Genomic DNA, 25,116 nt, shown 5'->3' with positions numbered 1-25,116 from the left:
ATCACAATTAATGCAATACCCGCTTCGCGCCGCTGTAGTGGCCGCGCCAGTAGTCGTTGTCCAGGTAGTCCAGGCGGACGGTCCCGCCGGTGCTGGGCGCGTGCACGAAACGGCCTTCGCCGACGTAGATGCCGACGTGCCAGACCTGGCCGCGGTTGCCGAAGAACACCAGGTCGCCGGCGGCCAGCCTGCGCGGTTCGATCTTCGGCCCCTGCACCGCGGCCAGGTCCTTCGAGGTCCGCGGCAGCCGCAGGTCGAGCATGTCGCGGTAGACGTAGTTGACCAGTCCGCTGCAGTCGAAGCCGGATTCGGGGGTGTTGCCGCCATAGCGGTAGGGCGTGCCGACCAGGCCCAGGGCGCGCATCAGCACGGCGTTGGCGGCGGCCGGGTTGCTCGGGGCGACATGCGGCCAGGACGGGCCGCCGCCGGAAACCGGGGCCTTGACCGGGGCATGGCCACAGGCGGCCAGCAGCAGGGCCAGCGATGCGGCGGCCAGCAGCCGGACAGCGGGGGAAACTGGCGTGTTGTGCATGGAGCCCGGATAATGCGCCACCTTGGAAGGTCGCCATGATGGCGGCGTACCCGGCGGCCGACAAGCCGTCCCACCGTCTGCCACCGGGCAGCCACAGCCACAGAGTTGCGAATGAAGATCGAAAAAGACCGCGTCGTCCGTTTCCACTACACCGTGTCCGAAGTCGGCCAGGAGCCGATCGAAAGCTCCAGGGACCGCGACCCCATGGCCATCCTGATCGGCCACGGCAACATCATCCCGGGCCTGGAAAACGCCATGATGGACAAGGCGGCCGGCGACAGCTTCGGCGTGGACGTGGTTGCCGCGGAAGCCTACGGCGAGCGCCGCGACGGCATGACCCAGCGCGTGCCGAAGAAGCATTTCGGCAACACCCGGCTGCAGCCGGGCATGCAGGTGGTGCTGCAGACCAACTTCGGCCCGCGTGCGGTGACCGTGGAGAAGGTCGGCATGACCGTGGTCGACGTCGACCTGAACCACCCGATGGCCGGCAAGGACCTGCACTTCGACGTGGAGATCGTCGAGGTGCGCGAGGCCAGCGAGGAAGAAGTGCAGCACGGCCACGTGCACGGCGACGGCGGCCACCAGCACTGACCGCTCTTCCGCTCCACCGGAATGCCACGCACGGCCCGCTTCGGCGGGCCGTCGCGTTTGCGGCCGGCGCTGCGTGGCCGCACTCCATGCTCTAATCGCCGCCTTTCCGCACGCGCAGACCCCGTGACCACGACTTCCGCCTTGCAGCCCGTCGCACCGGCCGAGCGCATCGCCACGCTGGATGCGCTGCGCGGTTTCGCCCTGCTGGGCATCCTGCTGATGAACATGGAGGCCTTCGGCGGCCCGATGGACCTGGCGTTCACCGGCATCGACCCGCGCTGGCAGGGCGCCGACCACTGGGCCGACGCGCTGGTCTATGTGTTCGTGCAGGGCAAGTTCTTCACCCTGTTCTCGCTGCTGTTCGGCATGGGCTTTGCGGTGATGGCGCAGCGGGCCGCGGCGGCCGGCCGCGAGTTCTCGCCGCTGTACCTGCGTCGCAGCCTGGTCCTGCTCTGCATCGGGCTGGCGCACGCGCTGCTGGTCTGGTCCGGCGACATCCTGGTGGCCTATGCGCTGCTGTCGCTGTTCCTGCCGCCCTTCCGCGAAGCGCCACGGAGCTGGCTGCCGGCGCTGGGGACCGCATCGTACCTGGCGGGGCCGGCGTTGATGCTGGTGCTGGCGGCGCTGCTGTCGCTGTCGGCGCTGGCGCCGGAAGATGCCGAACAAGGCGTCGTGCTGGCGATGCAGAAGATCGAGGCGCAACGCCAGGCCTACGGACATGGCAGCTGGTCCGAGGCCTTCGTGCAGCGTGCGCGCGACGTGGCGGCCGCGCTGCAGGGGCTGCTGGTGGTCGGGCCGGAGATCTTCGGGATGTTCCTGCTCGGCGCATGGTTCGTGCGCAGCGGCGCCATCGCCGACCCGGAACGGCACCGGCGCCTGTTCGCCTGCCTGCGCTGGGTCGCGCTGCCGCTGGGGCTGGCGCTGATGCTGGGCAGCGTCTGGCGCGATCCATGGCTGGCGCCGGGGCGTTTCGACCTGCCGCTGGCGGCGACCTACGCGCTTTCGGCCCTGGCCGGGCTGCTGATGTGCCTGGGTTACCTGGGCTGGCTGGTGCGCTGGCGCGCGGCGCTGCGGTGGCTGGCGCCGGCCGGGCGCATGGCCCTGACCAACTACGTGGCGCAATCGCTGGTATGCACCTTCGTGTTCTACGGCTACGGGCTGGGCTGGTTCGAGCGGATGCCGCGGGCGTGGCAGTTGCCTTTCGCGGCGGCGCTGTTCGTCGTGCAGGTGCTGCTGAGCCATTGCTGGCTGCGCCGGTTCCAGTTCGGGCCGCTGGAATGGCTGTGGCGCGCGGCGACCTACCTGCGCTGGCCGCCGATGCGGAGGCGGGCGCCGGCGCAGGCATAGACTGTGGCGGTGAATCCCCCTCGCGACGATGTCCTGATCATCGGTGCCGGCGCCATCGGCCTGGCCACGGCACTGGCGCTTTCCGAAGCCGGGCGCAGCGTGCGCCTGCTGGAGGCCGGCCGCGTCGGCGGCGGCACCTCGCACGGCAACTGCGGCACCATCACTCCCAGCCATGCGCCGCCACTGGCGGCGCCGGGCGTGCCGCTGCGCGCGCTGCGCTGGATGCTGTCGCCGCAGGCGCCGCTGTACATCCCGCCGCGGCTGGACCCGGCGCTGTGGCGCTGGTTGCTGCGCTTCGCCGCGCGCTGCAACCGCCATGACTGGCTGCAGAGCACGCGCGGCCGCGCGGCGCTGCTCAACGATTCGCGGCAGCGGCTGGCCGACTGGGTCGGGCGTTACCGGCTGGACTGCGAGTTCGGCGAGGAGGGGCTGGACTACGTGTTCCGCCAGCCGCGCAACTTCGAACTGCACGCGGCCGAATGCGAGGCGCTGCAGCAACTGGGCATCGCTACCGAGATCGTCGACGGGCGCGAATACCTGCAACAGGAGCCGGCGTTCCGCGACGGCGTGGTGGGCGCGATCCGTTTTCCCGGCGATGCGCGGTTGCGGCCGGACCGCTACACCGCCGAACTGGCGCGTGTGCTGCACGCGCGCGGCGTGGCGATCGAGGAACAGTGCGAAGTCGAAGCGTTCGATCCCGATGCCGACGGCGTGCGGGTGCGGACCCGGCTCGGCGAGCGCCGCGGCCGCGAGCTGGTGCTGGCCACCGGCCCGTGGTCGCCACGGCTGGCGGCGATGCTCGGGGTGAAGCTGCCGGTACAGGCCGGCAAGGGTTATTCGATCACCTGCAGCCGGCCGCCGCGGGTGCCGAGCCGGCCGGTGGTGCTCAAGGACCGTTCGGTATTCGTGATCGCCTGGGAAGGGGCGCTGCGGCTGGGCGGCACCATGGAATTCTCCGGCCACGACGGCCGCCTCAACCCGGCCCGCATGGGCGCGCTGGAGCACGCCGCGCGGCAATACCTGCACCAACCGCTGGGCGAGGTGGTGCAGGAGCGCTGGTTCGGCTGGCGGCCGATGACCTGGGACGACATGCCGGTGCTCGGGCGTTCGCCGCGGCATCCTCACGTCTGGCTCGCGGCCGGACATGGCATGCTCGGCATCAGCATGAGCTGTGCGAGCGGACAACTGATGGCCGACCTCATCACCGGGCAGGTGCCCGCGATCGATCCGGCACCCTACCGGGCGGAGCGTTTCCAATGAATGCGAACGGCAGCCACGACTACGACCTGGTGGTGCTCGGCGGTGGTTCCGGCGGCCTGGCGGCGGCGTTCCGCGCGGTCCACCACGGCGCCCGCGTGGCGCTGCTGGAGCCGGACGAACTGGGCGGCACCTGCGTCAATGCCGGCTGCGTGCCGAAGAAGGCGATGTGGCTGGCGGCCGACCTGGCCGGCAGGATCGAGCTGGCGTCGGCGATGGGCTTCGACGTGCCGGCGCGGCCGCGGCTGGCGTGGGAAGAACTGGTGGTGCACCGCCAGCGTTACATCGCCGGCATCCATGCCAGCTACCTGCGGCGGCTGGACGAGATCGGCGTGGTGCGGGTGCCGCGTCGCGGCCGGCTGGTCGACGCGCACACGGTGGAATGCAGCGACGGCATCCGCCTCAGCGCCGGACAGATCGTCATCGCCACCGGCGCGCATCCGTTGCGCCCGGACATTCCCGGCACCGGACTGGGCCTGGTCTCGGACGATTTCTTCAACCTGCGGCAGGCGCCGGAGCGGGTGGCCATCGTCGGCGGTGGCTACATCGCGGTGGAACTGGCCGGCCTGCTGCAGGCGCTGGGCAGCCAGGTCAGCCTGCTGGTGCGCGGGTCGCGGCTGCTGGAGCGGTTCGACGCCGAGCTGGCGCAGCAACTGGCCGAAAACCTGCACCAGCAGGGCGTGCGGCTGCATTTCGGCTATCGCCTGCGCGAACTGCAGCAGGGCGCAACCGGGCGGGTACGCGCGATCGGCCACGACGGTCCGCACGAGTGCGAGTTCGACCAGGTGTTCTTCGCCACCGGGCGCCGCCCCAACAGCGCCGACCTCGGGCTGGAAGCGCTGGGCATCGGGATCGGCGAGAAGGACGAGATCGTGGTGGACGAGTACCAGACCACCTCGGTGCCCAGCATCCATGCCGTGGGCGACGTGGCCGGCAAGGTCGGGCTGACGCCGGTGGCGATCGCCGCCGCGCGACGGCTGATGGACCGCCTGTTCGGCGGCGAGCCGGAGGCGAAGCTGGACTACGACAACATCGCCAGCGTGGTGTTCTCGCACCCGCCGTTGGGGCAGGTGGGGCTGGGCGAGGACGAGGCGCGCCGGCAGCACGACCGGGTCAGTGTCTACCGTGCCAACTTCCGGCCGATGCTGCGGGCGCTGGCCGACGTGCCGCAGCGCAGCCTGTTCAAGCTGGTGTGTGCCGGCGAGGACGAAAAAGTGGTCGGCATCCACCTGCTCGGCGAGGGCGCCGACGAGATCCTGCAGGGGTTCGCGGTGGCGTTGAAGCTGGGGGTGAACAAGCGCCAGCTGGAAGAGACCGTGGCGATCCACCCGACCTCGGCCGAGGAAGTGGTGCTGATGCGCTGAGCGCCTGGCCGCGCGGCCATTCCCGGTGCCGGCGAAGGCGGGCGCTGCCAGGAGGGCGGTCGCCGCATTGCGGCCTGCGGGAATGCGTTGATGGCGCTGCCGTCATCGGCGCCGGGGCGCCGGCGACCGCTCAGCGCGGCAGCGGCCGCAGGGCGATGGCTTGCAGCACCTGCGGCCAGGGGAAGCGCGGCCCGGGATCGCGCTTGCGCGGCACCCGCAGCGCGGGATCGTCGCTGGCGGTTTCCAGGGTGGTGTCCAGTTCCTCGTGGCCGGCGATCCAGCGCAGCGAAGGCAGCGCCTGCGGCAGCCAGCGCAGCAGCGCCAGCAACGCATCGATCTGCGCGGCGGGGTAGGCCTCGTCCATCGCCTGGTGGCGCGAATCCAGCCAGTGCGGGTAGCGCCCGCGGTTGACCAGTTCGATGCCGAGCGAGCGCGGGTTGAAGTCGCGCACGTGGTGGGCGGTGCGCGCCACGTCCACGTACTGGTGGATGCTGCCGTCGCGGTCGATGTAGTAATGCCCGCTGTTGCCGGTGCCGCTGTCGTACAGCACGCGCTCGCCGTACTCGCGGGCCATCGCCAGGTCCGGCAGCTCGGTGCAGTGGATCACCACCAGGTCGATGTCGGCGATCGCGCGCGGCAGCAGCTTCGATTCGTAGGGCAGCGGCGAGAGCCGGATCGGCGGCGGAAGCAGGGTCTGCGGCATGCGTGGATGCTAGCATTCGCGCATGACTTCGATTGCCCCCGCCATGCCACGATGAGCCGTGGCCACTGCATCCTTTCCCATGGTTTCGAAAGCGGCCCGGACGCCACCAAGGTCACCGCGCTGGCCGCGGTGGCCGAGCGCCTGGGCTGGACCCACGAGCGCCCCGACTACACCGACCTGGATGCCCGCCATGCGGTCAGCCGCGTCGGCGACGTGCCGGAGCGGTTGCAGCGCCTGGTCGGGTTGGCCGGCGCGGCGGCCGAGCGCGGCCCGGTGGTGCTGGCCGGTTCCAGCCTCGGGGCCTACATCTCGGCCATCGCCTCGCTGCAGGTCCCGGTGCGCGGACTGTTCCTGATGGTGCCGCCGACCACGATGGGGCCGATGCCGGCGCTGGACGTCGCGCCGGTGCCGACCAGCGTGGTGCATGCCTGGCACGACGAGCTGATCCCGGCGGCCGAGGTCATCGCCTGGGCGCAACGACGTTCGGTACGGCTGCTGCTGGTCGACGACAGCCACCGGCTGATGGACCACGTCGACACCTCGGCACGGGAATTCGAGGCGCTGCTGCGGCAACTGCAGGAGCGGCTGTAGGAGCGACGTCAGTCGCGACCGGGGCTCTCTACCGGAATACCCCGGTCGCGACTGATGGCCCGAGGCCACCCAGCGTCGCTCCTGCAACGCCCCCACGCGGCTGGCCCGTACAATGTGCGCCCCGGCACCGCGCGCCGTCCCCGTGATCGTCATCCCGTGAAATTCTTCGTTTCCTGCGCCAAGGGCCTGGAATACCTGCTTGCCGACGAACTGTCGGCGCTGGGCCTGGCCAAGGCCACCGCCACCATCGCCGGGGTCAATGCCGAGGGCGGGCTGCGCGATGCGCAGCGCGTGGTGCTGTGGTCGCGGCTGGCCAGCCGCGTGCTGTGGCCGCTGGCCGAGTTCGACTGCCCGGACGAAGCCGCGCTGTACCAGGGCGTGGCGGCGTTGCCGTGGGACCGGCACCTGAGCCCCGACCTGACCCTGGCGGTGGACGCGCACGTGTCCGGCACCGCGATCACCCACGCGCGCTTCGCCGCGCAGCGGGTCAAGGACGCGGTGGTGGACAGCCTGCGCGAGAAGGGGCTGGAGCGGCCGTCGGTGAACGTCGAGTTCCCGGACGTGCGCATCAACCTGTCGCTGCGCAAGGGCCGGGCGACGATCTCGATCGACCTGGGCGGCGGGCCGATGCACCGGCGCGGCTGGCGCATGGCGCAGAACGAGGCGCCGCTGAAGGAGAACCTGGCCGCGGCGGTGCTGCTGCGCGCCAACTGGCCGAAGATCCACGCCGAGGGCGGCGGCCTGCTCGACCCGATGTGCGGCAGCGGCACGCTGCTGATCGAAGGCGCACTGATGGCCGCCGACGTCGCCCCGGGCCTGCAGCGCCACGGCAGCATTCCGCCCAGCCGCTGGCTGGGCTTCGACCGCGACGGCTGGAAGGAGCTGATGGCCGAGGCGCGCGAACGCGAGGCCAGCGGCCGCGCCGCGCTGAAGCAGGTGATCCACGGCAGCGACATCGACCCGCATGCGATCCGTGCGGCGAAGGAGAACGCCGAAGTGGCCGGCGTGGCCGAGGCGATCTGGTTCGGCGTGCGCGACGTTGCCGAAGTGCAGGTGCCGCCGCAGGCAAGCGGCTGCGTGGTCTGCAATCCGCCCTACGACGAGCGCCTGGCCGCCGATGCCGCGCTGTACCGGCGGTTGGGCGACGCGCTCAGGCGCGCGGTGCCGCAGTGGCGGGCCAGCCTGCTGTGCGGCAGCGCCGAGCTGGCGTTCGCCACCGGCCTGCGCGCCGGCAAGAAGTACCAGCTGTTCAACGGCGCCATCGAATGCGCGCTGATCGTCTGCGACCCGATCGCGGTGCCGCAGCGCGAGGACGCCGGCCAGCCGCGCGAACTGAGCGAAGGCGCGCAGATGGTCGCCAACCGGCTGCGCAAAAACATCCGGAAGTTCAAGAACTGGCGTGCGCGCGAGGACGTGACCTGCTACCGCGCCTACGACGCCGACCTGCCCGAATACGCCGCGGCCATCGACGTCTACCAGGAGGACGGCGGCAAGGCCCGCACCTTCCTGCACGTGCAGGAATATGCCGCCCCGGCTGCGATTCCCGATGCCGACGTGCGCCGCCGCCGCAACGAACTGCTGGCCGCCGCGCGCGAGGTGTTCCAGGTGCCGGCCGAGCAGGTCGCGCTGAAATCGCGCGAGCGCGGCAAGGGCGGCAGCAAGTACGGCCGCTTCGAGCAGCGCGGCGAGTTCGTCGTGGTGCGCGAGAACGATGCGCTGCTGCGGGTCAACCTGTTCGACTATCTCGATACCGGGCTGTTCCTGGACCACCGCCCGCTGCGCCGGCACATGGCGCAGCAGGCGCGCGGCAAGCGCTTCCTCAACCTGTTCTGCTACACCGGCGTGGCCAGCGTGCAGGCAGCGGTGGCCGGCGCCGATTCCACCACCAGCGTCGACCTGTCCGGCACCTACCTGCAGTGGTGCGCCGACAACCTGGCGTTCAACGGCAAGGGCGGCGCCCAGCACCGGCTGGTGCAGGCCGACGCGGTGACCTGGCTGGAGGCGGAGAAGAACCGCTACGACGTGATTTTCTGCGATCCGCCGACGTTCTCCAACTCGGCCCGCGCCGATGATTTCGACATCCAGCGCGAGCACGTGCGGCTGCTGCGCGCAGCGGTGGCGCGGCTCACGCCCGAGGGCGTGCTGTATTTCTCCAACAACTTCCGCCGTTTCAAGCTGGAAGAGAACGCCATCGCCGAGTTCGCCGACTGCCGCGAGATATCGGCACAGACCATCGGCCCGGATTTCGAGCGCAACGCGCGCATCCACCGCGCCTGGGAGCTGCGGCGCGTTTGAACCCGCCGCCACTTTTGCAGGAGCGACGTCAGTCGCGACACCGGGGCGGCACGAGGGGCCGATATCGCCCGGCCATGCTGCAGCTCGGCGGCGTCGCTCCCGCCGGCACGCCGGGACCGCTTCGGCCTGAAAGAGCGACGGCCTCGCGACTTGCGTCGCTCCTACAAAAGCCACGCTCCTTGTAGGAGCGACGTGAGTCGCGACACCAGGGCGGCATGACGGGCCGATATCGCCCGGCCATGCTGCAGCTCGGCGGCGTCGCTCCCGCCGGCACGCCGGGATCGCTTCGACCGGGGAGAACGACGGCCTCGCGACTTGCGTCGCTCCTACAAAAGCCACGCTCTTTGTAGGAGCGACGTGAGTCGCGACACCGGGGCGGCACGATGGGCCGATATCGCCCGGCCATGCTGCAGCTCGGCGGCGTCGCTCCCACCGGCACGCCGGGACCGCTTTGACCTGAAGGAGCGACGGCCTCGCGACTTACGTCGCTCCTACAAAAGCCACGCTCTTTGTAGGAGCGACGTGAGTCGCGACACCGGGGCGGCATGACGGGCCGATATCGCCCGGCCATGGTGCAGCTCGGCGGCGTCGCTCCCACCGGCACGCCGGGATCGCTTCGACCTGAAAGAGCGACGGCTTCGCGACTTGCGTCGCTCCTACAAAAGCCCTGCTCTTCGCAGGAGCGACGTGAGTCGCGAAGCAGGATGCATGACAGGTCCGTATCGTCGGTCCAAGGCGAAGTCCGAAGGGATGGCTCTTGCCGGGAACTCGGGTCGCTTCGAGCGGGAAGAACCATGGCCTCGCGACTTCCGTCGCTCCTGCGGTCAAAGCAACGCCACGGCCAGCCCGATGACCGGCAGCGTCCAGGCCAGCGGCGCGATCCAGCGCGGCCGGTAGGGCAGCAGGGCGTAGGCCAGGAACAGCCCGCTGACCGTCAGCGCGCCCAGCCAGACCACGGGGCCCAGGCCCCAGCCGGTGTCGTGCACGCAGCCGGCGAAGGCGATGCCCAGCAGCGTCCAGCCGACGATGCGCCAGGCCCGCATCCGCTGCGCGCCGGCGCGCTGCTTGCCGTACAACTCCAGCTGGTGCTTCTCCATCGCCAGGCACAGCGCGGTGAAGCCGGAATACGCCAGCGCGATGGCGAGCGCGGTCATGCCGCTTCTCCCGCACCGACCGGCGGGGTCGCGGCGGCCTGCTGGCGGCGCTTCTTCTCGGCCGCGCTCAGCGGCGGCTGCCAGCGCTGCATGCGCCAGCCGCAGACGGCCAGGCAGGCGCCGAAGGCGACCATGGACAGGTCGAAGCCGGCCAGCACCCAGTCGCCGCTGGCGAGGGTGACGCCCAGGTGGGCATGGGTGGTGAGCGCGTTGAGCAGCGGGATCAGCGCGAACAGCACCGCGCCCAGGTACAGCTGCCAGGCCCACATCATCCGCTTCGGCCATGCGAACGCGGCCAGTAGCGCCGCCGCCCAGGCGTAGAAGAACACGTCGGCCTCGGCCGCGGCGCGTCCGGCCATGCCCACCGGCAGCAGCCGGTTGCCCCAGAAATAGGCGGCGAAGGCGATCGGCAGGCCGGCCACCGCGCCGATGTTGAGCGCATCCACCAGCCGCAGCCCGAAGCCGGTCCTGCCGGACTTGGCGTGTTTGGGCCGTTCCTTCACCGCCCACAGCACCACGCCGCTGGCGACCATCAGGCAGCCGACCAGGCCGGAGACGAAGAACAGCGCGCGCAGCCCCCAGTCGGCGAAGCGGGCCAGGTGCAGGCCGTACATCACGCCACGGGTCTGCGAGGCGCCGCCCGGCGCGGGGCTGCGTTCCAGCAGCTCGCCGCTGACGGCGTCGTAGCGCAGGGCCGGGGTGTCGATCGACAGGCGCCTGCCGTCGCGCTGGCGGATGTCGATCGCGGCGTTGGCGTTGCCCGGGTGGTGCACGCTGAAGCCGGCGATCTCCGCGCCCCGCCATTGCGCGCGCGCGCTGTCGAGCAGCTGCCGCACCGGCAGCGGCGCGGCGCTGCCGGGCGCGGCTTCGCGGACCTCGGCCATGCCGCCGAACGCCTCGTTGAAGAACGCGTCCTCGTCGTTGGGGTAGGCCGCCTTCACTCCCCACGGCAGGTACATGAACATCAGCGTGACGATGCCGGTGTAGGTGATCATGGCGTGGTAGGGCAGCGCCATCACCGCGCTGACGTTGTGGAAATCCAGCCACGAGCGCAGGCCCTTCTCCGGGCGGAAGGTGAAGAAGTCCTTGAAGATCTTCTTGTGGGTGATGACGCCGGTGATAATCGCCACCAGCATGAACATCGCGCAGAAGCCGACGATGTAGCGCGCCCACAGCACCGGGATGTAGTGCAGATCGAAATGCAGGCGGTAGAAGAAGTCGCCGCCGCGGGTCTCGCGCGCGCTGATCTCCTGCCCGGTGGACGGGTCCAGGGTGGCGTCGCCGAAGCGGCCGCCGCCGCGGCGACGGCGCTTGCCGCCTTCGGGCGGCGGCTGCACCATGCTTTCCGGGTTGCGCCAGAACATGCGCATGGCCGGGTTGCGCGGGTCGGGCAGGGTGACGCTCCACAGTTCGGCCTGCGGCGCCTTGCGCTGCAGGAACGCCACCGCGCGTTCGGCAGCGACCTCGCTGGCGACGGTGGTGCGCGGCAGTTCCGGCCGCATCCAGCGGCTGATCTCCTCGCGGTAGTAGCTGGCGGTGCCGGCCATGAAGATCAGCAGCAGCAACCAGCCCACCAGCAGGCCGGTCCAGGTGTGCAGCCAGGCCATCGACTGGCGGAAGCCGTTCTTCATGCGCCGGCTCCCAGCAGGCGCGCGCCCAGCCAGAACAGCAGCGCCGGCAGCGCGATGCCGGCCCACGCGCGCAGCGCGGTGCGGGTGGCGAAGGCCCACAGCGCGGCGCAGGCGCACAGCACGATGGCCACCAGCATGCCGGTCAGCACCGCCTGGCTGCGGGCCATCGGCAACGCCAGCGCGATGAATGCCGAGGAAGTGGCCGCCAATGCATAGCCGCCGAAGATCGCGGCCAGGCTGCGCGACAGCACCCCCAGCCAGGGGCGGGCGAAGAACTGGCCGAGACGGTGGAGTCGGGCGCTGGCGTTATGCGTGCTGTCCAAGGGAACCTTCATTGCGGGGGCGGTAATGGCACTGCCGGCACGACCGGCAGCGCGGTGAACGGGGGCCATCCCTGGCCGGAACCGGCGATCGCCGGCCATCGTCCCGATCGGGGGATCAGAGCTTCCAGCGCAGGGTCAGCATCACGTTGCGCGGTTCGCCCCAGTACACGCCGTTGTAGAAACCGACGTTGTTGTAGTACGCCTTGTCCAGCAGGTTGTTGATGTTCAGCTGCGCGGAGACGTTCTCGTCGAAGCGCCAGCCGGCCGACAGGTTGAGCAGGTAGAAGGCGTCCTGGGTGATGCGTGCGCTCTCGGTGCGGCCGGTGGTCAGGTAGTCGGCCGCCGGCTTGGTGCTGTTGCGCCAGATCTCGCTCTGCCAGGTGGCGCCGCCGCCCAGCCAGAAGCGGCCGTCGCTGCCGCCCGGACGCCAGCTGGCGTTGAGCCGGAACAGGTTGAGCGGGGTGGTGGTGTTCTGGCGCACGCCCAGCCGGTTCTCGATCCTGGCGTGGGTGTAGCCGGCCGACAGGTTCCAGTGCTCGCCGATGCTGCCCTGCGCCTCCAGCTCCCAGCCCTCGACCTTGTTGCCCTTGCCGGTGGAGCGATAGGCACTGCTGCCGTCGGGCAGCGAGTTCTCCGGCACCGAGTCGTCGAGCTCGGCGACGTTGTCCTTCTCGCCCTTGAACACCGCCGCGGAGGTGTTCAGGCGGCCGTCGAAGAAGGCGCCCTTGATGCCGGCCTCCCAGTTGTCGCCGACCACCGGGTCGAGGTAGTTGTTGTTCTTGTCGCGGTAGTTCTGCGGCTGGAAGATGTCGGTATAGCTGACGTAGCCGCTGAAGTGGCGGCTGAAGTCGTAGACCAGGCCCAGGTACGGGGTCAGCGAATCGTCCGGCTTGTAGCCGCCGCGGGTGGTGCCGGTGAGGTTGCCGGCGTCGTCGTGGGCATAGTTCCAGCTGCGCGTTTCCCAGCTGCCGTAGCGGGCGCCGAGCACCGCCAGCAGCGGGTCGGCCAGTTGCAGGCGCGCGGCGACATAGGCGGCGCGCTGGCGCAGTTCGTCGCGCGATTGCAGGTAACCCAGCCGGGTCACCGGGAACGGGGCGACGTCGCCGGTCCAGTGGCGCCAGTCCGGCACCTGGTCGTAGCCGGGCATGGACAGGTCGTAGTCGGTGGCCGGTACTTCGCCCTTGCGCACCGACTGGCCGAAGCCGAACACCAGTTCGTGCTCGCGGCCGAACAGCTGGAACGGGCCGCCGAGGTTGAGGTCGGCCACCTGCATGTCGCCGCGTTCGCCGAACTGGCCGATGTAGGCGACCACGCCGCTGCCGTCCGCGCGCGGATAGCCGGACGCGCCGTACCAGACGCTGCCCTGGGTGTCGCGCCTGGAGCGGGTGAAGGCGGCCTTGACCGACCACTCGTTGCCGAAGTCGTGCTGCAGGCGGGCGAAGGCGGTCTTCTCCACGATCGGCCACGCGCTCCAGGTCGCCGACAGGTTGGTCGAGCGCGGCAGGTTGGCCGGCTGCCCGTCCGCGCCCCAGTACGGCACCACGCCCCAGGTCACGCCGGTGGTGTAGGGCGACTGGTACTCGTAGCCGGCCTCGAGCAGGGTGTGCTCGCCCAGGTCGGCCTGGACGATGCCGTAGAAGATGTCCTTGTCCAGCTGGTAGACGTCGCGGAACGAATCGCTCTGCTGCTTGGCCGCAACCACCCGCGCGCGGATCCTGCCGTCGAGCGCGACCGGGCCGCCGAGGTCGGCTTCCAGGCGGCGGTTGCCCCAGCGCCCCAGCGTCAGGTTGGCGCCCATCGCGAATTCGTCGGTCGGGCGCTTGCGCACGAAGTTGATGGTGCCCGACGGATCGCCGGCACCGGTGGTCAGGCCGGTGGCGCCGCGCACCACTTCGATGCGTTCGTAGATCACGCTGTCGGTGTTGGTCTTCACGTAGCCGCCGAAGGTGTTGAGCATCCCGTCGACCTGGAAGTTGTTGATGTTGTAGCCGCGCGAGACGTAGTTGATGCGTTCGCTGTCGGTCACCGACACCGCCACGCCGGTGACCTGGCCCATCACGTCGGACAGGCTGGTCAGGCCCATGTCGTCCAGCCGCTGGCGGGTGACCACGGTGACCGACTGCGGGGTGTGGCGCAGCGACAGGTCGAGCCGGGTCGCGGTGTTGGCCTGCCTGACGGTGTAGGAGTCGGAGAGCTCGCGGTCGGCCTTGACCTGGACCGCGTCGAGCGTGGTCGCGGCGTCGGCGGGAGCGGTCTCGGCCAGGGCGGGGGCCAGTGCGGTCAGCAGGCAGGCGGCGGCCAGCGAACGGGCCAGGGCATGGCGACGGGGGAGGGGGAGAGGGGTACGGGACATGGCGTGGGTGGTTCCGTTGGAAAAGGGACGACCCATGTCGGCAGCCGGTGGCTGCAAGATGCGATGGCATTTCTCCCGGTCGGGCGAAAACGGCAGCTTCCACTGATGTGGCGGCATGGCAGAAACAGCGATGGGCGAGTCACCGTGGCCGAAGGCTCGGTGGGTTCGCAGGGCTGGGGATCTGCACGCCGCGAAGGCGCGGGAAAGATGCCGGGCTGATCCCGTTAATGATAGTCATTATCATTTGATGCCGCAATGCATCGTGGCCATTGCGAAGCTGTCTTGCGCCATCGCCGGCGTGCGTTGCGGCATGCCGGCGTCTCGCGAACAGTGCGGGGCCGGAGCCTGCGGGCAGGAGGTTGTCGTCGTCCCGCACGGGCGGGAAGCGCTTGGCGGGCGAAGGCCTTTCGACGGGCAGGGCGTTCCGCAACGGCCGGAGCCGGTCATGGTGGGTCATGGCCGACCGGTTCGCGGACTCTTCCCGTTCGTCATCCCCGCGCAGGCGGGACGTGTTTCCCGACAGCCGAATGGCTGGTCACCCGGCGACTTGCCTGCAATGCCGGATGAAACCCGGCTGTTTTCCGGAGCCGTTGCCTCGTCTGCACGGAAGTCCCCGGGTTCCCGCCTGCGCGGGGATGACGGTGGAGAGAGGGCAGGGAAGTCGTTGGGAGTCGGCTGCCTGGCCCTCCCCGTGCCCATGCCAACGCGCTTTCCACCCGATCAGCCATGACCAGCCGCCCGGCTGTTGCGGAACGCCCTGGCGTCGAAAGGTAGTTCGACTGTCGAAACGCGTCTCGCGGGGACGCTGAAGACCCCGGCATCCTGGTTGCGATCCGGATTCCGGCGAGGGCAGGAGCGCAACGCCGACGACGACGTCACGGGGCAGGCCGCTTTCCGGACAGCACTACGCCTGCGCGGAAGCAGGCGGTAGGGTTGATCGCTGTCGATCGATGGCGGCAGGCACCGCCGCGCTGCCGGCGGTTTCCGCCATTGGGCCAGGCCGTGCGTGGCCCCGGCCGGCCGCTCAGGGGCGGCAGGCCTCGTGGACCGACTTTTCCAGGCTGGCCGTTTCCGGGCGACCGAAGGTCTTGGCCAGGTCGCGGCGCCAGCGGGCGTCCTCGCAGCGTTCCGGATCGGCCGAGCCGTCGATCACCGAACCGCGGATCGCAGGCTGGCCACGGCCGGCATCGGCCTGCATGCGTGCCCGCGCCTGGCGCAGCATCAGCTCGTTGCGGTAGCGCTCCTCGTAGCTGAGGCGGGGATCGGAGACCACCTTGCGGGTGATTCCGGTGTCCTGCTCGGCCGGGCACGGCAGCGACTGGTAGATGGTTTCCGTACCGTTGACGCACTTGTAGACGCGCTGCGCCCAGGCATCGCCAGCCAGCCCGCAGACAGCCAATACCAGCAGCTTCCGTTTCATCGAATTCCCCCTGAGTGTGCCGAGCATAATGCAACGGCCGTCACAGGTCAGCGGGGGGCTCAGAAGCGCAGCCAGCCGGTCAGCGCGTGCAGCAGCAGGCCGATCAGCCCGCCGACCAGGGTGCCGTTGAAGCGGATGTACTGCAGGTCGCGGCCGACGCTCAGTTCCAGCTGTTCGACCAGCTTGCGCTCGTCCCAGCCCTTGACGGTCTGCGCGATGTGGTCGGTGACGCCGCTGCGCAGGCGCAGCGTCAGTTTCTCCGCGCCGGCCAGCATGTGCTGGTTGAGCGCATCGCGCAGCGCCGGGTCGCGTTCCAGCGAATGTCCCAGCGCGACGAGGCTGCGCTCCAGGTGCGCGGCCAGCACCGAGTCCGGGCGCGAGAGGTCCTCGCGCAGCGCGTCGTGGATGCGCTGCCACAGGCCCTGCACGTAGTCCTGCACCGCGGGATGCTCGATGACCTGCTGCTTGATGCGGTCCACCCGCGCGGCCAGGTCGGGGTCGTGGCGCAGCCGCTGGATGTAGTCGCCCAGCCACTGCGCGTAGTCCTGGCGCAGCGGATGCCCGGGCTCGGACAGCACTTCCTGCAGTTCCTCCAGCGCCGCGCGCGCCAGCCGCTCGGCCAGGGTGTCGCCGATCTCGTCGATCGGCTTGACCCAGTCCACGGTGCTGGCCAGCTTGGGCCATTCCTTGCGGATGTAGCGCACGATCAGGGCCGAGGCGCGCTGCTTGACCGATTCGTTGCCCAGCCAGTCGCCGATCCGGCGCAGGCCTTCGTCGAGCACGCGCTGGTGGCGGTTGTCGGCGGTCAGCAGGCCCAGCAGTTCGCCGGCGGTGCCGGCCGCGTTCCACTTGCGCAGCTGCTCGACCACGAACGTCTGGATGGCGCGGCGCACGGCCGCCTCGTCCAGCAGGTCCAGCGCCTGCATCGCCCAGCCGCGCGCCATGTCGGCCAGCATCTTCGACTGCTGCGGCTGCGCCAGCCACTGGCCCATCCGGGTGGCGGGGTCGAACACCTTCAGCTTGGCCAGCAGCGCCTGCGGTTCGAGGAAATGGTCGCGCACGAACACCGCCAGGCTGTCGGCGATGCGCGCCTTGCTGCGCGGGATGATCGCGGTATGCGGGATCGGCAGCCCCAGCGGGCGCCGGAACAGCGCGACCACCGCGAACCAGTCGGCCAGCGCGCCGACCGCGGCGGCCTCGCAGAAGGCGGCGACCCAGGCCCAGAGGCCGCGCTCGCCGTTGAGGTGGCTGACGACGAAGCCGGCCAGCATCGCGGCCAGCATGGCCAGCGCGGTCAGCTTGAGCCGGCGCAGCTGCGCGCGGCGCGGATCGACGCTGGCGGAGGGATCGGCGGGAAGGTCCATGCCGGCAGTTTACGCAGGGGCGATGGCGGTGCCGTCGTTGCGCGCGGTCGCCGCGGCGTCAGTCGCGCGATTCGCGGACGGTACGCACGAAGCAGTGTTCGCCGCTGCCGTGCGGCCAGTCGCGGCGGACCCGGTAGCCCTGGCCGCGCTTGCTGGCGGTGTCGGTGGCGAAGGTGGCGCACAGTTCGAAGCGCCCGGCATCGACCACGCGGTAGCGGTAGGGCGGATGGCCGCCGGGATCGTCCAGCGGCAGCCGTACGCCGGGGCGGGCGGCCAGTTCGGCCAGGCTTTCGGGCAGGCGCTGGTGCTCGCGCCAGTAGTCGCGCACCGCGATCTGCAGGGTGGCCAGGTTGTCGGCGCGGACGATGTCCAGGCGGATCTGCCGCTGCTGCTGCGGCGAGCCCATCACCAGCAGGGCGGCGACCACGGCGGCGGCGACCGCCAGCCCGGCCAGCCACAGCAGCCAGGCTCCCACCGGGCGCCGGCTCATGCCTCCGTCTCCTCGTGGCGCAGGTCCCACAGGTAGTAGCCGAACGCGGTGCCGGCGATGGCGCCGACCACCAGCACCTTGAGCACGAAGCGCACGCTCAGTTCGCCGCCGAGCAGGTTGTACAGCAGGGTGGTCAGGTCGCCGATCAGGATGCAGGCGGCCACGAACAGGGTCAGGTAGGTCAGCCAGCGGCGCACCGGCGACAGCCGCTTGATCGGATGGCGCGCCACCTCGCGGGCGAGGTGGCGGGAAACGAACGCGAACACCGGGAAGGCGATGATGACCGCAGCCGTGGCCCAACGGATGGAGGCGCGGGTGTAGATGTAGCGCTCGGCTTCGGCCGGGTCGGGCAGCGCCAGTTCGATCAGGCTGAACAGCAGGCTGCCGAGGTTGAAGGCGGCGAAGTACAGCGTGCTGAACAGCACCAGGTACAGGAACGCCTCGCGCGCGGAGAGCGAGGCGCGCGGCTTGGGAACCGGCACCGGGAACGGCACGTCGGCGTAGGCACCCAGCACGCTGCGGGTCTGCTCCTCGCTCCAGCCGGCCGCGGCCAGCGCCTGCTGGATGTCGTGCCGGGTCTGGCCGCGAAGCAGCGCCTCGCGCACGAAGATTTCAAGTTCCTGCGATCCCGATGCCATGACCGCTCCCTGGTGGTTTGCTGCGCGCAGGGTAGACGTTGCGGCGGCTGTGCCACAAGCGAAGCGGGGGAGTCGTCGATGGAAGCCTTGCCGTTGCCTCCGCGCAAGTACGCTGCTGACCGGAGGACTTCCTGGTCATGAGCCCTGGAGCCGGGGAGGTGCGACTTCCGCGCCAGCTCTCCAAGGTCATGCCCGTGTGGGGAACGCCCCGTGACAGCGCCAGGGGCTGGCCACCCGTGGGTTTTCCCGCAGCGCTGGCGAAGCCCGGTCGTTTTCCCGGGCGGTTGCCTCGTCCGTGCGGAAGTCGCTGGGTGACCAGCCCGCAGGCCGTTGAAGAGTGCCTCCCACACAGGGACGGCGAACCTTTCCGGCAGCGCTCAGCCCGCAGCCGGTTCCGCTTCCTGCATCTGCGCCCGCAACGCCGCCAGCTGCTCGCGCAGGGACGCGTTTTCCCGGGTCAGCTCGGCCACGCGCTGGCGCAGGGCCTGCAGTTCGCCGTCGTTGCCGCCATCGGCCACGCCTGCGGGTGCCTCGGCCGCCCCGCTATCGCCGGTGTCCGTGTCCACCTGCGCCGCCGGGCGTGGCTTGCGCCGCGATTCGCGTACGCGTTTGGCGGCTTGTTTCAGTTCGTCCTTGCCGGCCAGCGCGGCGGCGCGCTGCTCTTCCTCGGGCAGGCTGGCCACCACCGCGGCGGCGCTGATCGAGATCTCGCCGGCCTTGACCGCCTCCACCACCTCCGGTGCGGCCTGCCTGTGGATCTTTTCGATCATCGTCACCTGGCTGGCGCTGAGCTTGGCCTCGCGCGCCAGGTCGGCCTTGCTGAGCTTGGGCGCCGGCTCCCAGGGCGGGGTGTCGGTGGCGTCGCCGGCGGCGGCTTCGGCGGCGGGCGCCTCGCCCTCGCTTTCCCGGCGCAGCTGCTCCTGCTCGGCGCGGTGACGGGCTTCCAGGATCGCGCGCTTGCGCAGGGCCAGCACGCCGCGCTGGAAGTCGGACACGCTGCGCCGGCCCAGGTGCTGCTCGATCATCCACAGGTGCACGTCCTCCATCGACTGGAAGCGGGTGTTCTGCACGGTGTTGAACGGGATGCCGTGCTTGCTGCAGATGCCGTAGCGGTTGTGGCCGTCGATCAGCACGTTGCCCCACAGCACCAGGGCATCGCGGCAGCCCTCGGCCAGGATGCTGCGCTCGAGCGATTCATGCTCCTCGGCGGTCAGCGGGTCGATGTAGGCCTTGAGTTCTTCGTTGACGACGATGTCCATGCAATCCGGGAGCCGATGAAACGTGGGGGCGGCATTGTAGTGAGCGGCGCCCGCCGCGTCCGCATCGCGGTGCCGGCCGTCGGGGCCGGCGAGGCTGCCATCGCGATGTCGAGGCCGGATATACCGGTCTGGCGGCCACCGGATCCGGCAGCCGTGTCCATCCCCGCAATGTGGCTGCGGTGGGGCCGTTCGCGCCGCGGCTTCAGCCCAGCGCGTCGGTCGCGCGCACGTAGTCGTAGCCCAGCGCCTGCGCCACCGCGCGGTGGGTGAGCCGGCCGGCATGGACGTTGAGGCCGTTGCGCAGATCGGCATCGTCCAGCAGCGCCTGCTGCGCGCCCTTGTTGGCCAGCGCCAGCACGAACGGCAGGGTGGCGTTGGTGAGCGCGAAGGTGGAAGTGCGGGCGACGCCGCCGGGCATGTTGGCCACGCAGTAGTGGACGATGCCGTCGACCTCGTAGGTCGGGGCCTGGTGGGTGGTGGGGCGGCTGGTCTCGAAACAGCCGCCCTGGTCGATGGCCACGTCCACCAGCACCGAGCCGGGCCGCATCAGCGCCAGCTGCGCGCGGGTGACCAGCTTGGGCGCGGCGGCGCCGGGGATCAGCACCGCGCCGATCACCAGGTCCGACTGCGGCAGCCGCGCCTCGATCGCGTCGCGGGTGGAATAGACGGTGGCCAGCTGCGGGCCGTACAGCTCGTCCAGCAGCCTCAGCCGCTCCAGCGAGCGGTCCAGCACCGTCACCCGCGCGCCCAGGCCCATCGCCATGCGCGCGGCGTTGATGCCGACCACGCCGCCGCCCAGCACCAGCACCTCGCCGGCCGCCACCCCGGGTACGCCGCCCAGCAGCACGCCCGAGCCGCCCTGCGCCTTCTCCAGCGCATGCGCGCCGGCCTGGATCGCCATGCGTCCGGCCACCTCGCTCATCGGCGCCAGCAACGGCAGGCCGCCACGGCCATCGGTGACGGTCTCGTAGGCGATGGCGGTGCAGCCGGAGGCGAGCAGGGCCTGGGTCTGCGCCGGGTCGGGCGCCAGGTGCAGGTAGGTGAACAGCACCTGCCCAGGACGCAGCATCGCGCATTCCTCCGCCTGCGGTTCCTTGACCTTGACGATCATCTCGGCGCGGGCGAACACCGTGGCCGCATCGTCGGCCAGCTGCGCGCCGGCGGCCTCGTAGTCGGCGTCGGCCAGCCCGATCGCCTGGCCGGCGCCGCGCTGCACCAGCACGTGGTGGCCATGGGCCGCCAGCTCGCGCACGCCGGCCGGGGTCAGGCCGACGCGGTATTCGTGGTTCTTTATTTCCCTGGGGACGCCGATCAGCATTGGGTGTTTCCTCGGATGGAATGGGGGGCGGCTCAGGCGGTGGCGCGGATCATGGCGCCGAGCACGTCGAAGATGCGGTCGATCTGCGGCCGCTCGACGATCAGCGGCGGCGACAGCGCGAGGGTGTCGCCGGTGACGCGCACCAGCAGGTCGCCCTCGCGGAAGCAGCGCTCGAACACCTCGTAGCCGCGGCTGCCCGGCGCGCCGTGGCGCGGCGCCAGCTCCACCGCGCCGATCAGGCCGAAGTTGCGGATGTCGATCACGTTGGGCAGGCCCTTCAGCGCGTGGATGCGCTCCTGCCAGTAGTCGCCCAGCTCCAGCGCCCGCTCGAACAGACCTTCCTCGGCATAGGTGTCGAGCGCGGCCAGGGCCGCGGCGCAGGCCAGCGGGTGGCCGGAGTAGGTGTAGCCGTGGAACAGGTCGATCGCTTCCGGCGGGCCCTGCATGAAGGCATCGTGGATCGCGCCGGACAGCAGCACCGCGCCCATCGGCACGGTGCCGTTGGTCAGGCCCTTGGCGCAGGTGATCATGTCCGGGGTCACGCCGAAGCGCTGCGCCGCGAACGCATGGCCGACCCGGCCGAAGCCGGTGATGACCTCGTCGAACACCAGCAGGATGCCGTGGCGGTCGCAGATCCCGCGCAGCCGCTGCAGGTAGCCCTGCGGCGGCAGGATCACCCCGGCCGAGCCGGATACCGGCTCGACGAACACCGCGGCGATGGTGGAGGCGTCGTTGAGCGCGATCAGCCGTTCCAGGTCGTCGGCCAGTTCCGCACCGTGCGCCGGCAGCCCGCGGCTGAAGGCGTTGCGGTCGATGTCCAGGGTGTGCCGCAGGTGCGCCACGCCCGGCAGCAGCGGGCCGAACCACTTGCGGTTGTTGGGCAGCCCGCCGATGGAGATGCCGCCGAAGCCGACCCCGTGGTAGGCCTTCTCGCGGCCGATGAAGCGGGTGCGCTGGCCCTCGCCGCGGAGCCGGTGCCAGGCCAGCGCGATCTTCATCGCGCTGTCCACCGCCTCGGAGCCGGAGTTGGCGAAGAACACGTGGTCCAGTCCGTCCGGGGCGATGGCTGCCAGCCGTTGCGCCAGCACGAACGGCAGCGGCGAGCCCATCTGGAAGTTGGGCGCGAAATCGAGCGTGGCCACCTGCCGCTGCACCGCCTGCACGATGCGCTCGCGGGCATGCCCGGCATTGCAGCACCACAGCCCGGCGGCCCCGTCCAGGATCTGGCGGCCGTCGACGTCGCGGTAGTGCATGCCCGAGGCGCTGGCCAGCAGCCGCGGCGCCGCCTTGAACTGGCGGTTGGCGCTGAACGGCATCCAGAACGCCTCCAGCGATCCGGGCATCGCGGTGGCCTGGCCGGGTGGGAACGCGGCGGGAAACTCGTCGTTGCGCATCGGACGCTCCTGCGGGCAGCTCGAAAAACTCTACATCAGCGGCGGCACGACGGTGCGAAGCGCGTGCACTGCCGGCGCACACGCCGGGGCGACGCGCCGCCGGCGTACCATCGCTGCGACGCCGCACCCGGACCCCAGCCATGAACGTATCCCGCACCCGCGCCGAATGGCAGCAGCAGGCCGAGCGCCTGGACATCCAGACCCGCGCCTTCATCGACGGCCGCTACGTGGATGCGGTTTCCGGCGCCACCTTCGACTGCGTCAGCCCGATCGACGGCCGCGTGCTCGGCGCGGTGGCCGACGGCGCGCAGGCCGACATCGACCGCGCGGTGGCCGCGGCGCGGCGCAGCTTCGAGGCCGGGGCATGGGCGCAGGCGCGGCCCACGCACCGCAAGAAGGTCCTGCTGAAGCTGGCGCAGCTGGTGGAGCGGCACGCCGACGAACTGGCGCTGCTGGAGACGCTGGACATGGGCAAGCCGGTGGCCGACGCGCGCCGGGTCGACATCGCCGCAGTGATCCGCTGCCTGTCCTGGACCGCCGAGGCGGTGGACAAGGTGTACGGCGAGATCGCCCCCACCGGCCCGGACGAACTGGGGCTGGTCACCCGCGAACCGCTGGGCGTGGTCGGCGCGATCGTGCCGTGGAATTTCCCGCTGCTGATGGCGGCCTGGAAGATCGCCCCGGCGCTGGCCACCGGCAACTCGGTGGTGCTCAAGCCGTCGGAGAAGTCGCCGCTGAGCGCGATCCGCTTCGCCGCGCTGGCGGCCGAGGCCGGCATCCCCGACGGCGTGTTCAACGTGGTGCCGGGCAGCGGCAAGGGCGCCGGCGAACCGCTGGCGCTGCACATGGACGTGGACGGGCTGGTGTTCACCGGCTCCACCGCGGTGGGCAGGCGGCTGCTGCAGTGCGCCGGGCTGTCGAACATGAAGCGCGCCTACATGGAATGCGGCGGCAAGAGCCCGAACATCGTGTTCGCCGATGCCCGCGACCTGGACCGTGCGGCCGAGGCGGCGGCCGGCGGCATCTTCTACAACCAGGGCGAGGTCTGCACCGCCGCCTCGCGGCTGCTGGTGGAGCGCTCGATCAAGGAGGAATTCGTGGCGCGGGTGGTGGCGCACGGCCGGCGCATGCAGCCGCGGCATCCGTTCGAGGCCGACGCGGCGATGGGCGCGATGGTGGACGAGGCGCAGACCGCGCGCGTGCTCGGCTACATCGCCAGGGGCAGCGAGGAGGGCGCCCGCCTGCTGCTGGGCGGCAAGCGGGCGGACGTGGTGGCCGGCGGCTGCTACCTCGAGCCGACCGTGTTCGACGAGGTGGCGCCCGGGCACACCATCGCACGCGAGGAGATCTTCGGCCCGGTGCTGTCGGTGATCACCTTCGACAGCGAGGAACAGGCCCTGCGCATGGCCAACGACAGCGAGTACGGGCTGGCGGCGGGCGTGTGGACGCGCGACATCTCCCGTGCCCACCGCGTCGCCCGCCGGCTGCGCGCCGGCAGCGTCTGGGTCAACTACTGGGACGGCGGCGACATGACCGCCCCGTTCGGCGGCTACAAGCAGTCGGGCAACGGCCGCGACAAGTCGCTGCACGCCTTCGACAAGTACACCGAGATCAAGGCGACCTGGATCAACCTGGGGGGCTGAAGCGCATGCCCTCGCGCCGGGCCGGCCGACCCACCCGGCTCAGTGCGCGACCTCCACGAATACCGGGTTGGAGTAGAACCACAGGTCCTGCCACGGGTCTTCGCCGGGCACGTCGGCCGCGGGCGTCGCCTCGGCGGCGCTCGTGCCCCGTGCGCGCACGAAGGCGGTACGCCCCGGCGCCGGGAGTTCCCAGGACAGCGACCGCCACTGGCCCTGGTTGTTCCAGTCGTCCGGGCCGAAGCGCTTCACCTGCATCCGCGGCGCGTCCTGGTCGCCTTCGGTTCCCGCGATCAGCTCGATGTGGCGCAGCGCCGGGTGCTGGCCGTTGAAGTTCGGCTGCGCCGGCTGCCGCACCCGCAGTTCCACCCGCATCGCGGCATCCGCGGGCAGGCTCAGCGTGCCGCCCATGCCGGCGCCGTCGTGCGCGCCGCCGGCGGCGCGCACTTCCAGTTCCAGCGCATCGATCAGGTCGCCGGTCACCGCGAACATCCTGCCTTCGCGCATGCCGTCCAGGATGTCGCCGGCATCGTGCCGTGCCCAGACGTAGGTCTTGCTGTATTCGCCGGGGTCGAAATCGCCGCCGCCATCGCGCAGGTTCACGTGCGAGTCCGAAGTGGCCGTGATCCAGAACCGCCGGCCTTCGGCCAGCATCGCGTCCCACACGCCCCCGGTTTCGGCCGTCATCCGGTCGAAGCCGCCGTAGGTGGGGGCGTCGTCGTTCCGGTACAGGCCGCGGCGGGCGGAGGCCTGGTGGCCGGGAGCGCCCTCCATGCCGACCAGCACGCGCGGCGCGGCATCGTGCCAGGCGCGCAGTTCCGCCGGTTCCACCTTGCCCCAGCGGCCGGGACCGGTGGCGGTGCGCGAGGGGTGGTTGACGAACATCAACGGCGGCGACGGCAACGCCTGCATGTGCGCCAGCACGTCGAGCATCTGTTGCTCCTGGTCGCGGACATCGGGTTCGAGCGGTTCGCTGCGGCCGTAGTCGCGCTCGATCGCGACCAGCCGGTCGCGTTCTTCCGGCCCGGGCACGACGATCAGCGTGGCATGCTCGCCCGCGGGCACGTCGAATTCCATGCCGTTGAACTGGATCAGCGCCGGTACCTCGCGTCTTGCCTGCAGCAGGGCGGGCCAGGCATGGTCGCGGGTCACCCGCGAGTGGCCGGGGCCGCCGTGGTCGGTGTGCACCATCCAGCTCAGGCCATGGGCCAGCGCCTGCCGTGCGTTGCGGGAACGGGTGTAGGGCGAATCGCCGCCGCGGACCGGCCGCGGCGGCGAGGTGGACACGTCCCAGTCCACGCTCCATTCGCTGTGCACGTGGTGGTCGCCGGCCAGCCAGCGGCGGCCCTCGTCCGCATCGGCGGCCTGGGCCGGGTTCGGCCAGATCATGAAGGCCACGATCAGCGTGGCCGGCAGCAGGGGATGCATCGGGCGCATTGGATTCTTCTCCAG

The 25,116-nt window shown here is 70.8% G+C and carries 21 protein-coding genes; 7 read left to right on the top strand and 14 right to left on the bottom strand.

Going from position 1 to position 25,116, the window contains the following annotated elements; all coding sequences use genetic code 11:
* Window positions 1-7: 7 nt before the first annotated feature.
* A complete protein-coding gene (locus OK345_RS01505) occupies window positions 8-532 on the bottom strand; it encodes a C40 family peptidase (protein ID WP_265126128.1) in 525 nt (174 codons plus the stop codon).
* A gap of 111 nt (window positions 533-643) precedes the next feature.
* On the opposite strand from OK345_RS01505, the gene OK345_RS01500 reads away from it, so the two are divergent.
* The 4 genes from OK345_RS01500 (at window position 644) to gorA (ending at window position 5,091) form a co-directional block, all read left to right on the top strand.
* The gene (locus OK345_RS01500; protein WP_265126127.1) at window positions 644-1,123 is read left to right on the top strand and encodes an FKBP-type peptidyl-prolyl cis-trans isomerase; all 480 of its coding nucleotides are present in this window, start codon (window positions 644-646) and stop codon (window positions 1,121-1,123) included.
* Window positions 1,124-1,246: 123 nt separating this feature from the next.
* Window positions 1,247-2,470 carry a DUF418 domain-containing protein gene (locus OK345_RS01495; RefSeq protein WP_265126126.1) on the top strand — a complete coding sequence of 408 codons (1,224 nt, stop codon included), beginning with the start codon at window positions 1,247-1,249 and terminating at the stop codon, window positions 2,468-2,470.
* A gap of 9 nt (window positions 2,471-2,479) precedes the next feature.
* The gene (locus OK345_RS01490) at window positions 2,480-3,730 is read left to right on the top strand and encodes an NAD(P)/FAD-dependent oxidoreductase (RefSeq protein WP_265126125.1); all 1,251 of its coding nucleotides are present in this window, start codon (window positions 2,480-2,482) and stop codon (window positions 3,728-3,730) included.
* Window positions 3,727-5,091 (top strand): glutathione-disulfide reductase, encoded by a 1,365-nt coding sequence (gorA, locus tag OK345_RS01485; RefSeq protein ID WP_265126124.1) that lies wholly within the window; start codon window positions 3,727-3,729, stop codon window positions 5,089-5,091. The genes OK345_RS01490 and gorA overlap by 4 nt, the downstream gene beginning before the upstream one ends.
* 130 nt (window positions 5,092-5,221) lie before the next feature.
* On the opposite strand, the gene OK345_RS01480 is transcribed toward gorA, so the two are convergent.
* The gene (locus OK345_RS01480; protein WP_265126123.1) at window positions 5,222-5,794 is read right to left on the bottom strand and encodes an N-acetylmuramoyl-L-alanine amidase; all 573 of its coding nucleotides are present in this window, start codon (window positions 5,792-5,794) and stop codon (window positions 5,222-5,224) included.
* A gap of 51 nt (window positions 5,795-5,845) precedes the next feature.
* Here OK345_RS01480 and OK345_RS01475 point away from each other — a divergent pair, with 51 nt between their 5' ends.
* Window positions 5,846-6,385, top strand: a complete 540-nt coding sequence (locus OK345_RS01475) for an alpha/beta hydrolase (protein ID WP_265126122.1) — start codon at window positions 5,846-5,848, stop codon at window positions 6,383-6,385.
* Window positions 6,386-6,541: 156 nt separating this feature from the next.
* On the top strand, window positions 6,542-8,680 hold the full coding sequence (rlmKL, locus tag OK345_RS01470) for a bifunctional 23S rRNA (guanine(2069)-N(7))-methyltransferase RlmK/23S rRNA (guanine(2445)-N(2))-methyltransferase RlmL (RefSeq protein ID WP_265126121.1): 2,139 nt from the start codon (window positions 6,542-6,544) through the stop codon (window positions 8,678-8,680).
* Between the two features lie 824 nt (window positions 8,681-9,504).
* On the opposite strand, the gene OK345_RS01465 is transcribed toward rlmKL, so the two are convergent.
* The 11 genes from OK345_RS01465 to aptA all read right to left on the bottom strand — a co-directional run bounded on the left by OK345_RS01465 (window position 9,505) and on the right by aptA (window position 22,024).
* Window positions 9,505-9,834 (bottom strand): DUF3325 domain-containing protein, encoded by a 330-nt coding sequence (locus tag OK345_RS01465; RefSeq protein WP_265126120.1) that lies wholly within the window; start codon window positions 9,832-9,834, stop codon window positions 9,505-9,507.
* Window positions 9,831-11,465: a PepSY-associated TM helix domain-containing protein gene (locus OK345_RS01460; protein ID WP_265126119.1), complete on the bottom strand. Its 1,635-nt coding sequence runs from the start codon at window positions 11,463-11,465 to the stop codon at window positions 9,831-9,833. Before OK345_RS01460 ends, OK345_RS01465 begins: the two co-directional genes overlap by 4 nt.
* Entirely contained in the window at window positions 11,462-11,800 is a 339-nt protein-coding gene (locus tag OK345_RS01455; protein ID WP_265126118.1) for a DUF3649 domain-containing protein, read from the bottom strand. Before OK345_RS01455 ends, OK345_RS01460 begins: the two co-directional genes overlap by 4 nt.
* A 103-nt stretch (window positions 11,801-11,903) precedes the next feature.
* Complete coding sequence (locus OK345_RS01450; RefSeq protein WP_265126117.1) at window positions 11,904-14,141, bottom strand: TonB-dependent siderophore receptor; 2,238 nt, start codon at window positions 14,139-14,141, stop codon at window positions 11,904-11,906.
* Between the two features lie 1,024 nt (window positions 14,142-15,165).
* A complete protein-coding gene (locus OK345_RS01445; protein ID WP_265126116.1) occupies window positions 15,166-15,561 on the bottom strand; it encodes a hypothetical protein in 396 nt (131 codons plus the stop codon).
* Window positions 15,562-15,620: 59 nt separating this feature from the next.
* Window positions 15,621-16,925 carry a DUF445 domain-containing protein gene (locus OK345_RS01440; RefSeq protein ID WP_265126115.1) on the bottom strand — a complete coding sequence of 435 codons (1,305 nt, stop codon included), beginning with the start codon at window positions 16,923-16,925 and terminating at the stop codon, window positions 15,621-15,623.
* Between the two features lie 58 nt (window positions 16,926-16,983).
* Window positions 16,984-17,415 carry a hypothetical protein gene (locus OK345_RS01435; protein ID WP_265126114.1) on the bottom strand — a complete coding sequence of 144 codons (432 nt, stop codon included), beginning with the start codon at window positions 17,413-17,415 and terminating at the stop codon, window positions 16,984-16,986.
* The gene (locus tag OK345_RS01430) at window positions 17,412-18,053 is read right to left on the bottom strand and encodes a DUF5671 domain-containing protein (RefSeq protein ID WP_265126113.1); all 642 of its coding nucleotides are present in this window, start codon (window positions 18,051-18,053) and stop codon (window positions 17,412-17,414) included. Before OK345_RS01430 ends, OK345_RS01435 begins: the two co-directional genes overlap by 4 nt.
* 377 nt (window positions 18,054-18,430) lie before the next feature.
* Window positions 18,431-19,312 (bottom strand): ParB N-terminal domain-containing protein, encoded by an 882-nt coding sequence (locus tag OK345_RS01425; RefSeq protein WP_265126112.1) that lies wholly within the window; start codon window positions 19,310-19,312, stop codon window positions 18,431-18,433.
* Window positions 19,313-19,514: 202 nt separating this feature from the next.
* Window positions 19,515-20,630: an alanine dehydrogenase gene (gene ald, locus OK345_RS01420; RefSeq protein WP_265126111.1), complete on the bottom strand. Its 1,116-nt coding sequence runs from the start codon at window positions 20,628-20,630 to the stop codon at window positions 19,515-19,517.
* A gap of 32 nt (window positions 20,631-20,662) precedes the next feature.
* Window positions 20,663-22,024 (bottom strand): omega-aminotransferase AptA, encoded by a 1,362-nt coding sequence (gene aptA, locus OK345_RS01415; protein ID WP_265154826.1) that lies wholly within the window; start codon window positions 22,022-22,024, stop codon window positions 20,663-20,665.
* 140 nt (window positions 22,025-22,164) lie between these two features.
* Here aptA and OK345_RS01410 point away from each other — a divergent pair, with 140 nt between their 5' ends.
* Entirely contained in the window at window positions 22,165-23,667 is a 1,503-nt protein-coding gene (locus tag OK345_RS01410) for an aldehyde dehydrogenase (RefSeq protein WP_265126110.1), read from the top strand.
* Between the two features lie 39 nt (window positions 23,668-23,706).
* On the opposite strand, the gene OK345_RS01405 is transcribed toward OK345_RS01410, so the two are convergent.
* Entirely contained in the window at window positions 23,707-25,101 is a 1,395-nt protein-coding gene (locus OK345_RS01405; protein WP_265126109.1) for a CehA/McbA family metallohydrolase domain-containing protein, read from the bottom strand.
* Window positions 25,102-25,116 lie beyond the last annotated feature (15 nt).

It is taken from the genome of Xanthomonas chitinilytica, assembly GCF_026107455.2.
GTDB classification, from domain to species: domain Bacteria; phylum Pseudomonadota; class Gammaproteobacteria; order Xanthomonadales; family Xanthomonadaceae; genus Stenotrophomonas; species Stenotrophomonas chitinilytica.
This window is presented reverse-complemented; position numbering and strand designations above follow the sequence as displayed.